8 protein-coding genes are annotated in these 11,765 nt (G+C 63.9%); 7 read left to right on the forward strand and 1 reads right to left on the reverse strand.

Annotated features, from left to right (window positions below):
- Window positions 1–35 precede the first annotated feature (35 nt).
- Window positions 36–509 (forward strand): DUF1579 domain-containing protein, encoded by a 474-nt coding sequence (locus AYK65_RS14405; protein WP_046116508.1) that lies wholly within the window; start codon window positions 36–38, stop codon window positions 507–509.
- Window positions 510–596: 87 nt separating this feature from the next.
- Window positions 597–1,358 (forward strand): VOC family protein, encoded by a 762-nt coding sequence (locus AYK65_RS14410; protein ID WP_046116509.1) that lies wholly within the window; start codon window positions 597–599, stop codon window positions 1,356–1,358.
- 79 nt (window positions 1,359–1,437) lie between these two features.
- On the opposite strand, the gene AYK65_RS14415 is transcribed toward AYK65_RS14410, so the two are convergent.
- The gene (locus AYK65_RS14415) at window positions 1,438–2,400 is read right to left on the reverse strand and encodes a LysR family transcriptional regulator (RefSeq protein WP_081158816.1); all 963 of its coding nucleotides are present in this window, start codon (window positions 2,398–2,400) and stop codon (window positions 1,438–1,440) included.
- Window positions 2,401–2,506: 106 nt separating this feature from the next.
- On the opposite strand from AYK65_RS14415, the gene AYK65_RS14420 reads away from it, so the two are divergent.
- From AYK65_RS14420 to AYK65_RS14440, 5 genes are all read left to right on the forward strand, one after another.
- Complete coding sequence (locus AYK65_RS14420; RefSeq protein ID WP_046116510.1) at window positions 2,507–3,541, forward strand: aldo/keto reductase; 1,035 nt, start codon at window positions 2,507–2,509, stop codon at window positions 3,539–3,541.
- A gap of 115 nt (window positions 3,542–3,656) precedes the next feature.
- Entirely contained in the window at window positions 3,657–6,980 is a 3,324-nt protein-coding gene (locus tag AYK65_RS14425; protein WP_081158817.1) for a transglutaminase family protein, read from the forward strand.
- On the forward strand, window positions 6,981–9,389 hold the full coding sequence (locus tag AYK65_RS14430) for a circularly permuted type 2 ATP-grasp protein (protein ID WP_026616216.1): 2,409 nt from the start codon (window positions 6,981–6,983) through the stop codon (window positions 9,387–9,389).
- Window positions 9,390–9,403: 14 nt separating this feature from the next.
- Complete coding sequence (locus tag AYK65_RS14435; RefSeq protein WP_046116513.1) at window positions 9,404–10,282, forward strand: transglutaminase family protein; 879 nt, start codon at window positions 9,404–9,406, stop codon at window positions 10,280–10,282.
- A gap of 175 nt (window positions 10,283–10,457) precedes the next feature.
- A complete protein-coding gene (locus tag AYK65_RS14440) occupies window positions 10,458–11,741 on the forward strand; it encodes a vWA domain-containing protein (RefSeq protein WP_046116514.1) in 1,284 nt (427 codons plus the stop codon).
- Window positions 11,742–11,765 lie beyond the last annotated feature (24 nt).

Below are 11,765 nucleotides of genomic sequence, written 5' to 3' on the forward strand. Positions count from 1 at the left end.
AAGCGTCGGCCGCGTCTCACCATGGGAGGATAGCAGTGAAAGCAGAACCGCAGGAAGAACACCGATGGCTGGAACAGCTGCTCGGCGAATGGACGGTCACGTCCGAAGATTCGACGGGGACGGGCGAGAACAGCCCGCCATGGGTGGAGAAGGTTCGCTCGATGCAGGGCCTCTGGGTCGTCTGCGAAGGGCAAGGGACCATGCCGGACGGCACCCCCGGCCAGACCTTGATGACGCTCGGTTTCAACCCGGAAACGAAGCGCTACGTCGGCACGTGGGTCGGCTCCATGATGACCCATATGTGGGTCTATGACGGCGTGATCGAGGACGACGGCAAGACGCTCGCCCTCAATTGTGAAGGGCCTGACTTCGAAAATCCCGGCCGGTCCGCCCGATATCAGGATAGGATAACTTTCATCGACGCGAACCGCCGTACGCTGACGGCCCGCGTCCAGACCGAAAGCGGCGACTGGAAAGAAGTAATGCAGGCGGACTATCGCCGCCGCTAACCGGGACTGCGACGATCTTGGTCGGGACGAGCGAGTCGTCGCCTCGCCGGAACAGCCTGCCAAAGCCAAAAAACCGGAGGACCGACAATGCATGGGAAATTCGTCTGGTACGAACTGATGACGACGGACACGAAGGCGGCCGAGGAATTCTACAAGAATGTCGTCGGCTGGAGCGCCCGCGACGCGGGCGTGCCGGGCATGAACTACACGCTGTTTTACGCCGGCGAGCACCAGGTGGGCGGATTGATGACGATGCCCGATGGCGCGCTCGAGATGAAGGTGCCGCCGGCATGGCTCGGCTATGTGGCGGTCGACGACGTGGATGCCACCGCCGCCAAGGTCAGTGCAGAGGGCGGAACGGTTCATCGCGCGCCGGAGGACATACCGAATATCGGCCGCTTCGCGATCGTCACGGATCCGCACGGCGCGGCCTTTGCCCTCTTCAAGGGTGCCGGCGAACCGCCGCCTTCCATGGAGCAGATGGCCGCCGGCAATGTGGGCTGGCACGAACTGATGGCGGGCGATCTCGACACCGCCTTCGGCTTCTACTCGAAGCTGTTCGGCTGGACCAAGGACCAGGCGATGGATATGGGCGACATGGGCGTCTATCAGATCTTCGCTCACAACGGTCAGCCGATCGGCGGCATGATGACCAAGCCGAAGGAGGTTCCCAATCCCTACTGGCTCTACTACTTCAATGTCGAGGCGCTCGACGCAGCGATCGAGCGCGCGAAGTCCGGCGGCGCGCAAGCGATGATGGAACCGATGGAAGTGCCCGGCGGGGCCTGGATCGCGCAGTTCACCGATCCTCAAGGGGCGCTTTTCGCGCTGGTCGCGCCGAAACGCTGATCCCCGTGGAAAGCCGTTGATCCGCCGGAGCGGGACGGGCGCAAACATGCGTCCTCGTCCTGTTCCGGCGACCGCATGTTTATGCTCGATCTCTTCGTGCCGGGGCCTGGCCCTGCGTCGTTCTCATATCCGGCTCAGGCGTGACGCGAGCGTACCTGGCGAGGAAATCGAGAACGGCCCTGACGCGCGCTGGCAACGCGCCGCCCTGGCCGAGAAAGACGGCGTGGATCTCTTCGAGGTCTCCCGGATTGAGGTCCTCCAGAACGGGCACGAGCCGTCCGGCGCGAACGTCCCCGCGCACGGTGAATTCCGCAAGCCGCGCCAGGCCGGCACCGGTAAGGGCGAGATGGCGCAACCCCTCGCCGTCGCTCACCTGCACCGCGCCCGAAGCGGGCAGCACAATCGTTTCGCTCCCAGTCCTCAGCGGCCAACCGTCGACGGCGCGCGCATAGCAGAAGCCGAGCCGGTCGTGGCTCTTCAGCTCTTCGATCGTGGAGGGTGTGCCGCAGCGCTCCAGGTAGGATGGCGCCGCCACGACCATCATGCGCGTCGCGCCGAGCTTGCGCGCGATCAAGGTCGAGCTCTTGAGCGGCCCCGCCCGGATCGCCACATCGGCGCGCGCCTCCATCAGGTCGACCACCGCATCGGTCATGACGATATCGAGCGTGACAGCCGGAAAGCGCCTCTGGAATTCCGGCACGAGCGGGATCAGTATGTGGGTTCCGAACGACGCATTCACATTCAGCCGCACCCTGCCTGTCGGGCTTTCGCCGGCCGATGCCGAGCGCTCCGCCTCGTCGATATCGGCAAGGATGCGAACGGTGCGCTCATAGAACGCATGTCCTTCCGGCGTAAGCTGCAACTTACGCGTGGACCGGTTCACGAGCCTCACGCCCAGCCGCTCTTCCAGGCGCAGCACAAGCTTGCTGACGGCCGACGGTGTCATCCGATAGTGGCGGGCGGCGGCGGAAAAGCCGCCGAGCTCCACCGCCTTAGCGAAGACTTCCATTTCGCCCGAGCGATTGATGGAGGGTCGCGACATATGAATTCAACTCACAAATAATGTTCCGGCCAGCGGTCTACATCCAAGAGAGAGCCGGCCCCATCCTTGTGTCAACCACATCATCGGCAAGAATGGAGTTTGCGAAATGGAATATCGACGGCTTGGCTCATCCGGATTGAAGGTCCCCGCGCTCAGCTTCGGCGCGGGCACCTTCGGCGGCAAGGGCCCGCTCTTCAGCGCCTGGGGTAAGACGGATGCGGCCGAAGCCCGCCGCCTCGTCGACATCTGCCTGGAGGCGGGCGTCAATCTCTTCGATACGGCGGACGTCTATTCCGACGGCGCATCCGAAGAGGTGTTGGGCGCAGCGATAGAGGGGCGGCGCGACGAGGTGATCCTGTCGACGAAGATATCGCTTCCCATGGGCGGGGGACCGAACGAGGCGGGCTCCTCACGCTCGCGGCTGATCAAGGGCGTGGAAAACGCGCTGAAGCGGCTTGGAACGGACTATATCGACCTCCTGCAGTTGCACGCCTTCGATGCCGGGACACCGATCGAGGAGGTGCTGTCGACACTCGACACGCTGGTGCGCTCCGGCAAGCTTCGCTATGTCGGCGTCTCGAATTTCTCGGGCTGGCAATTGATGAAGTCGCTCGCAATCGCCGAGCGCCACGGCTATCCGCGCTATGTCGCCCACCAGGTCTATTATTCGCTGGTCGGCCGCGACTACGAATGGGAACTGATGCCGCTCGGCCTGGACCAAGGCGTCGGTGCGCTCGTCTGGAGCCCGCTCGGCTGGGGGCGGCTGACCGGCAGGATTCGCCGTGGAGAGCCCTGGCCGGAGGGAAGCCGCCTGCACGATACTGCCGCCTTCGGGCCGCCGGTCGACGAGGAGAAGCTCTACGATGTCGTCGACGTGCTCACCGCTATCGCAAAGGAAACCGGCAAGACCATCCCGCAGATCGCCATCAACTGGCTTCTTCAGCGCCCGACCGTATCGAGCGTCATCATCGGCGCGCGCAACGAGGAACAGTTGCGCCAGAATCTCGGCGCCGTCGGCTGGTCGCTCGCCGCCGATCAGATCGCGCGACTCGATGCGGCAAGCGCGGCGACGGCGCCCTATCCCTACTTTCCCTACTACCGGCAGGAGGGCTTCGCCCGGATCAATCCGCCGCCGGTTTGACGAGACGGGAGGCAAGCCGGAGCCGCCCCGGTTTCGGCTTGCTTTCTTCTTTGCATTGCACAAAAGTCTTCTCGAATGGCGGGCGAAGGACCTGCCATCGAGGGGAAAAAGCCGCATGTCGATAAAGGCCAGTATCTACCACCTGACCCACTATACCTATGACCGACCGGTAAGGCTTTCGCCGCAAATCATCAGGCTGAAGCCGGCGGCCCACTCGAAAACGAAGGTCATCAGCCACTCGCTGAAAGTTTCGCCGGCGAACCACTTCGTCAATCTGCAGCAGGACCCGTACGGCAACTATCTCGCCCGCTACGTCTTTCCCGATCCGGTGACGGAGCTGAAGATCGAAGTCGACCTCGTCGCCGATATGACCGTCTACAATCCGTTCGACTTCTTCGTCGAGGAAGAGGCCGAGCACTGGCCCTTCCGCTACGCCGAAGACCTAAGCGAGGACCTGAAGATCTATATGACGCCGGAGCCGATGGGGCCGAGGCTTTCGGCATTCATGGAGAGCGTGGACCGCTCGCGCCAGCGCACCGTCGACATGGTCGTCGGCCTCAATGCGCGGCTGCAGAAGGAAATCGGCTACGTCATCCGCATGGAGCCGGGTGTACAGTCGCCGGAAGAGACGCTCGGCCTCGCCAGGGGATCGTGCCGCGATTCGAGCTGGCTGCTCGTGCAGATTCTCCGCAACCTCGGTTTTGCGGCGCGTTTCGTCTCGGGCTATCTCATCCAGTTGACGCCCGACCTGAAGGCCCTCGACGGACCCTCCGGTACCGATCACGATTTCACCGACCTCCACGCCTGGGCCGAGGTGTATCTTCCCGGCGCGGGCTGGATCGGGCTCGACCCGACCTCCGGTCTGTTGACCGGCGAAAGCCACATCCCGCTCGCGGCAACGCCACATTATCGCAACGCCGCGCCGATCTCGGGCGGCTTCTTCGGCGATCCGGAGACGAAATCGGATTTCGCCTTCGATATGAAGATCGCTCGTGTCGCCGAGCATCCGCGCATCACCAAGCCTTTTTCCGACGAGAGCTGGGAAGCCCTGAACACGCTTGGCGACAAGGTCGACCGGGTGCTGGCCGAGAACGACGTGCGGCTGACGATGGGCGGCGAGCCGACCTTCGTGTCGATCGACGATTTCGAGTCCGACGAGTGGAACACCGCCGCCGTCGGCCCGACCAAACGCGAAAAGGCCGACGCCCTCATCCGCCGGCTGCGCGAGCGCTTCGCGCCCGGCGGCTTCCTGCATTACGGACAAGGCAAGTGGTATCCGGGCGAGAGCCTGCCGCGCTGGACCTTCTCGCTCTATTGGCGACGGGACGGCCTGCCGATCTGGCAGCGCCCCGACCTCATCGCCGAGGAACGCGGGCGCCACGAAGTGACGGAGCGCGACGCCGAGCGCCTGCTCGCCGCGGTTGCCGGCGAACTCGACATTGCGGCGGACATGGTCGTTCCGGCCTATGAGGATCCCGCCGAATGGATCATCAAGGAAGCAAACCTCCCGGACAATGTCGATCCGTCCAACTCCAAGCTCAAGGATCCGGAGGAACGAAGCCGCCTTGCCCGCGTTTTCGAGCGTGGCCTGACGACGCCGACCGGCTACGTGCTGCCGGTGCAGGCGTGGAATGCGCGTGCATCGGACCGGCGATGGATGAGCGAGAAGTGGAAGACCCGGCGCGGCCGCCTCTTTCTCGTGCCCGGCGACAGCCCTGTCGGCTATCGCCTGCCGCTTGGCTCCCTGCCCTATATTTCCCCTTCGTCCTATCCCTACATTAATCCCGTCGACCCGACGGTGCCGCGCGACGACCTGCCGGATTTCGCCGAAACGAAGGGCCGCGCGCAGCAGTCGCGCTTTCAGGCTTTCGAGGAGCCCCCGACACCGGTCCCCCCTTCGCGCGACGAAATCGACGGCCACGTCCGCACAGCCATCACCGTCGAGCCGCGGGATGGCCGACTCTCCGTTTTTATGCCGCCGACGACGAGCATCGAGGAATATCTGGATCTCATCGCCGCGACCGAGCGCGCCGCCGCCGCGCTCGGCCTCGCCGTCCATATCGAGGGCTATGCACCGCCGCATGACGAGCGCATCAACGTCATCCGGGTCGCACCGGATCCGGGGGTGATCGAAGTCAACATCCATCCGGCGTCCACCTGGCGCGAATGCGTCGACATCACCACGGCGATCTACGAGGAGGCGCGCCAGAGCCGGCTCGGCGCCGACAAGTTCATGATCGACGGCCGCCATACGGGGACGGGCGGCGGCAATCACGTCGTTGTCGGCGGCCGCAGCCCTAACGACAGCCCGTTCCTGCGCCGACCGGATCTTTTGAAGAGTATCGTGCTTCACTGGCAGCGCCACCCGTCGCTCTCCTATCTCTTTTCCGGTCTCTTCATCGGACCGACCAGCCAGGCGCCGCGCATTGACGAGGCCCGCCACGACTCGCTCTATGAGCTCGAAATTGCGCTCGCTCAGGTGCCGCCGGGCGCCGGTCGTCTGCCGCCTCTGCCCTGGCTCGTCGACCGACTGTTCCGCAACCTGCTCGTCGACGTCACCGGTAACACGCACCGCTCGGAAATCTGCATCGACAAGCTGTTTTCGCCGGATGGTCCGACGGGGCGGCTCGGGCTGATCGAGTTCCGCGGCTTTGAGATGCCGCCCAACGCGCGCATGTCGCTGGCGCAGCAATTGCTGGTGCGCGCGCTCATCGCCCGATTCTGGAAGAGCCCGATAGAGGGCCGCTTCGTGCGTTGGGGTACGACGCTTCACGACCGCTTCATGCTGCCCCATTACGTCTGGCAGGATTTTCTCGAAGTCCTCGCCGACCTGCGCGTCCATGGCTTCGATCTCCGTCCCGAATGGTTCGAGGCGCAACTCGAATTCCGCTTCCCCTTCTGCGGCGAAGTCGAATACGCGGAAGCGAAGCTCGAAATCCGCCAAGCCCTCGAACCCTGGCACGTGATGGGCGAGCAGGGCGCCATCGGCGGCACCGTCCGCTATGTCGATTCCTCCGTAGAGCGGCTGCAGGTGAAGCTCGAAACGGCCAATCCCGACCGTTACACGGTCGCCTGCAACGGCCGCCCGGTACCGCTTACGAAAACCGGCACGAGCGGCGTTGCCGTTGCCGGCGTCCGCTACAAGGCCTGGCAACCGACCTCCGGTCTGCATCCTGTGTTGCCGGTGAACTCTCCCCTCACATTCGACATTTATGATACATGGTCGAATCGCGCGATCGGCGGCTGCGTCTATCATGTTGCGCATCCGGGCGGGCGTAACTATGAGACCTTTCCGGTCAACGGCAACGAGGCCGAAGCACGTCGGCTGGCGCGCTTCGAACCCTGGGGCCACACCGCCGGAATGTATCGTTTGCAGCCGGAGACCCCGCCGGCGGAATTTCCCCTGACGCTCGACCTGAGGCGTCCGGCAGGAGCGTAAATGGCGAAGAAGCAGGCGGCAGAGGCAACGGAGAAGAGCCGGCTCGAAAGCGACCCGGTGTTCGGCTATCGCGCGCTGCCGGGCGTCGCGGACGAGATGCTCGACGCGAAGGGCAATGTCCGTCCGGTATGGCAACGGCTTTTGGCGACGCTGGACCGGATGGATGAGACCGAGCTCGCCAACCGCTTTGCCCGCGCCGACAGGTATCTCCGCGATGCCGGCGTCTTCTATCGCGCCTACGGCAAGGAAAGCTCGGAACGAAGCTGGCCGCTGTCGCACATCCCGGTCCTAATCGACGACGCGGAATGGGCGGCCGTCTCCGAGGGCCTCGTGCAGCGGGCCGAACTCCTGGAGCGGGTGGTCGCCGATATCTACGGCGAAAACCGGCTGGTCAGGGAGGGGCTGCTGCCGCCGGCGCTTGTTGCTTCCAATCCGGAGTTCCTGCGCCCGCTCGTCGGCATCAAGCCCGCCAACGGGCATTTCCTGCACTTCTGCTCCTTCGAGATCGGACGCGGGCCCGACGGCAACTGGTGGGTGCTCTCCGACCGGACCGAAGCGCCATCCGGCGCCGGCTTCGCGCTCGAGAACCGCGTGGCGACGACACGCGCCTTCTCCGACCTTTATGCCGAAACCCACGTTCATCGGCTGGCAGGCTTCTTCGGCGCCTTCCGCGACACGCTCCAGGCCCGCAAGCAGCACCCCGACGACCGCATTGCCGTGCTTTCGCCCGGCATCGCCAACGAGACCTATTTCGAACACGCTTATATAGCCCGTTATCTCGGCTTCATGCTGCTCGAAGGCGAGGATCTGACCGTCGTCGGCGGCCGGGTGATGGTGCGCACCGTCGCCGGGCTGAAGCCGGTCGGCGTGCTCTGGCGCCGCCTTGATGCGTCCTTCGCCGATCCGCTGGAACTCAACCAGTCCTCTCACATCGGCACGCCCGGCATCGTCGAGGCGCTAAGAGCAGGTTCCGTCTCGATCGTCAATGCGCTCGGCTCGGGCATCCTGGAGACGCGCGCCTTCTTGGCGTTCCTGCCGGCGATCTGTCGTCATCTCACCGGCGAAGAGCAGAAGCTGCCGTCGATCGCCACCTGGTGGTGCGGGCAGGAGTCCGAACGCGCGCAGGTCGCCGGCAATATCGAGGGCATGGTCATCGGGCCGGCCTATTCGACACGTCCCTTCTTCGACGACAACGGCCGGTCAGTACTCGGAGCTTCCTTGCGCGAAACGGCCAAGACCTCGGTTGCCGAATGGCTCGCGACGGACGGCGGCAAGCTGGTCGGGCAGGAGGTCGTCACCCTGTCGACGACGCCGGCCTGGGTGCGCGGGCGACTGACGCCCCGGCCGATGAGCCTCAGGGTCTTCGCCGCGCGCACACGCGACGGCTGGCATATCATGCCGGGCGGCTTCGCCCGCATCGGTTCCGGCGACGATGTGGCGGCAATCGCGATGCAGGCCGGCGGCACTGCGGCCGACGTCTGGATCGTCAGCGACAAGCCGGTCGAACACACGACGCTGCTTCCGGCGGAGGAGAGCTTCACCCGCAACCTGCCGGGAAGCCTGCCGAGCCGCGCGGCAGACAACCTCTTCTGGCTCGGCCGGTACATCGAGCGGGCGGAAGGGGCGCTTCGGATCCTGCGCGCCTGGCACGGTCGTTTCGCCGAAGCGGCCGATCCGAACATGCCGCTCTTGAAGGACGTGAGCGACTATCTCGCCGCGCTCGACATCAGCACGCGCCAGCCGGTGCCGGACAGCCTGCTCTCCAACGTCGAAAGTGCCCTCTTCAGCGCCGGTAACATCCGCGACCGCTTCTCGCCGGACGGCTGGCTCGCGCTCAACGACCTGTCCAAGACGGCGCGGAAGTTCCATACGACTGTACAAGCGGGGGACGACGCCACTCACGCGATGACGATCCTCCTGCGCAAACTCGCCGGCTTTGCGGGCCTGGTGCACGAAAACATGTATCGCTTCACCGGCTGGCGATTCCTGTCGATCGGGCGCTATCTCGAACGCGGCCTCCATATGACGAGGCTGCTCGGCCACATGTCCGGACCGGAGGCGCCCGACGGGGCCTATGACATGCTCCTCGAGATCGGAGACAGCGTCATGACTCACCGCCGCCGCTACAACGTCAACACCGCCGCCTTGACCGTGACGGACCTCCTGGCGCTCGACCCGCTCAACCCACGTTCGATCCTCTATCAGCTGAACGAGATCAAGACGGAGGTCGAACTGCTGCCGAACGCCTTCGTCAACGGCCAGATGTCGCCCTTCTACCGAGAAACGATGCGGCTCCATTCCGGCCTCGCAGTGATGACGCCCGACGCGCTGAACGCGGGCGTGTACAAGCGACTGGAGCAGGACCTCGAAAGACTGTCGGACCTGCTCGCGCAGACCTATCTTGGCTGACGGAGGGCGGCTTCATGCTCTATGACATCAGCCTGAAGATCACCTATGGCTACGAGGTTCCGGTGAGCGGCGGCCGGCATCTGGTGCACGTACTGCCCGCATCGATCCCCGGCCGCCAGCGCCTCATCGCCGGGTCGGTCACCTGCCAGCCCACGCCTGACGAGCGGGCGGAAAGCGTCGACTTCTTCGCCAATCCGACCACCTCCATTCTGTTCCGCTCGGTGCACGACCAGCTCGTCATCCGCATGCAGGCACGGGTTCAGGCGGAAGCGTCCGCGCTCACTGCCGATTTCTCGCCACCGCTCGCCGGACTGCCGCCCCAGCTTTCCGCCTGCTGGTCGATCGACGCCGAATCGCCTCACCATTTCGTTGGTCCGAGCCCGCTCCTGTCGGATGTGCCGGAGATCGCGGCCTATGCGCGAGCGATCGCCAAAGAGGGCATGACGGTGCAGCAGATCGGCGTCGCCGTCTGCGATCGCATCCATCGCGACTTCGTCTACGACGGCGAAGCGACGACCGTGAACACCACGCCCGGCGAGGCCTTCAAGCTGAAGCGAGGGGTGTGCCAGGACTTCACCCATGTGATGATCGTGGCGCTGCGCAGCCTCGGCATCCCCGCCGGCTATGTCAGCGGCTTCCTCAGAACACTGCCGCCGCCGGGCAAAGAGCGGCTCGAAGGCGCCGATGCGATGCATGCTTGGGTCCGCTTCTGGTGCGGCACCACCGGCGGCTGGATGGAACTCGACCCGACGAACAACATTCCCGCCGGCACCGATCACATCGTCGTCGGCCACGGCCGAGATTATGGCGACGTTGCACCCGTGATCGGCGTGCTGAAAAGCTACGGCAGTCACACAACGGAACAGGCCGTCGACGTCATTCCGGTCGGCTGATCCGAATTGGCACAACCGTTCATTTCCGCACGGTAGCGGGAGCGCGAACCCCCAAAAAATCGGGGATTTTCCGCCCATTCATTAAGATTGAACCGATCGCTTGAAGCGGACGGTAAGATGTCACCTGTTAGATCTTGCCCCAGGCTTGCAACGTGTTCTTCTGGGGTATGCAACGATGGGAAAACGATCCACTGTAAGCCGATCCTTGGCGGCGATGCTCCAGGATCGGGGCGGTAATTTCGCGATGATGACGGCCTTGCTCGCGCCGCTGCTGCTTGCCGCCGGCGGTGTTTCCATCGATATGGCCAACATGCTGATGACCAAGAATCAGCTCCAGGATGCGACCGATGCGGCCGCCCTTGCGGCGGCCTCCGCGCTGGTATCTGATGCCAGGCCGGACGTCGAGGAAGCCAAGGCGATAGCACGCAAGTTCCTGAAAGCTCAGATGGCCGCCAGCAACGCAGCGGATCTCCCTGGGGCGGGGGACGAGTCTGCGACCGAGGGCACCGATGCGGCCTCGCGGCCGGAGTGGGACGATGTAAATACGTCGGAGGTGAACATCACCGAAACGCCGAACGGCACGAAAGGGAAGTCGTTCAAGGTCTCCATCGTCAACAAGCACCTGCTGCAGTTCAACGCAATGACCCGCTTGCTCGGCCAGGAGTCGATCGAGCTTGAGACGCGGGCGACGGCGGAAAGCGCCACGGAGGCCAGGAATGCCATTTCCATGTATCTGGTGCTCGATCGCTCCGGCTCGATGGCGTGGAAGACCACCACGGTCGATAAGACGAGAACCAGGTGTCCGAACTATACCTCGTCGAACTGGTGGCAATATCCCAATCTGGTGGCCACCAGCCCATGCTATATTGACAAGATCAGCACGCTGAAGACGGCCGTAAACGATATGTTCGCGCCGCTGGTGCTGGCAGATCCGGAACAGGAGTACATGCGTGCCGGCGCAGTTTCCTATAACGACAAGCAGGATCCGGCAACGAAGCTGAACTGGGGCTCGCCGACAGCCGGCACCTATGTCAAAGCGCTCAAGGCCATTGGCGGCACCGATTCAAGCTCGGCATTCAAAACCGCATACGAAAAGCTGACGGCAAAGGACAGCGCAGGCGCAAACCTTGAGGACAAGGCGCACGCCGTGAAGAATGGCCAGATCCCGGAAAAGTACATCGTGTTCATGACGGATGGTGAAAACACGCATTTCAACGGAAGACCCGACAACCTTTCCTCGGATGCGATGACCAAAAGCTATTGCGACAAAGCTAAGACTGCGGGCATTCAGGTGTTTGCGGTCGCGTTTATGGCCCCGCAGCGAGGCAAGGACCTTCTCCAATACTGCGCCACATCCAGCGAGCACTATCTCGAGGCGGAGAATGCAGAAGAACTCGTCGCCGAGTTCAAGAAGATCGGTGAAAAGGCGGCGGCCATGGCGTCGCGCCTGACCAAATAAGGCCGCGCCGCCACATATCCCCTT

Source organism: Ensifer aridi, from assembly GCF_002078505.1.
Lineage (GTDB): Bacteria > Pseudomonadota > Alphaproteobacteria > Rhizobiales > Rhizobiaceae > Sinorhizobium > Sinorhizobium aridi.

Bases quoted from the DNA above. Each gene is read 5' to 3' on its own strand.
- AYK65_RS14410 (WP_046116509.1), top strand. From the start codon at position 597: ATGCATGGGAAATTCGTCTGGTACGAACTGATGACGACGGACACGAAG.
- AYK65_RS14415 (WP_081158816.1), bottom strand. From the start codon at position 2,400: ATGTCGCGACCCTCCATCAATCGCTCGGGCGAAATGGAAGTCTTCGCT.
- AYK65_RS14420 (WP_046116510.1), top strand. From the start codon at position 2,507: ATGGAATATCGACGGCTTGGCTCATCCGGATTGAAGGTCCCCGCGCTC.
- AYK65_RS14425 (WP_081158817.1), top strand. From the start codon at position 3,657: ATGTCGATAAAGGCCAGTATCTACCACCTGACCCACTATACCTATGAC.
- AYK65_RS14430 (WP_026616216.1), top strand. From the start codon at position 6,981: ATGGCGAAGAAGCAGGCGGCAGAGGCAACGGAGAAGAGCCGGCTCGAA.
- AYK65_RS14435 (WP_046116513.1), top strand. From the start codon at position 9,404: ATGCTCTATGACATCAGCCTGAAGATCACCTATGGCTACGAGGTTCCG.
- AYK65_RS14440 (WP_046116514.1), top strand. From the start codon at position 10,458: ATGGGAAAACGATCCACTGTAAGCCGATCCTTGGCGGCGATGCTCCAG.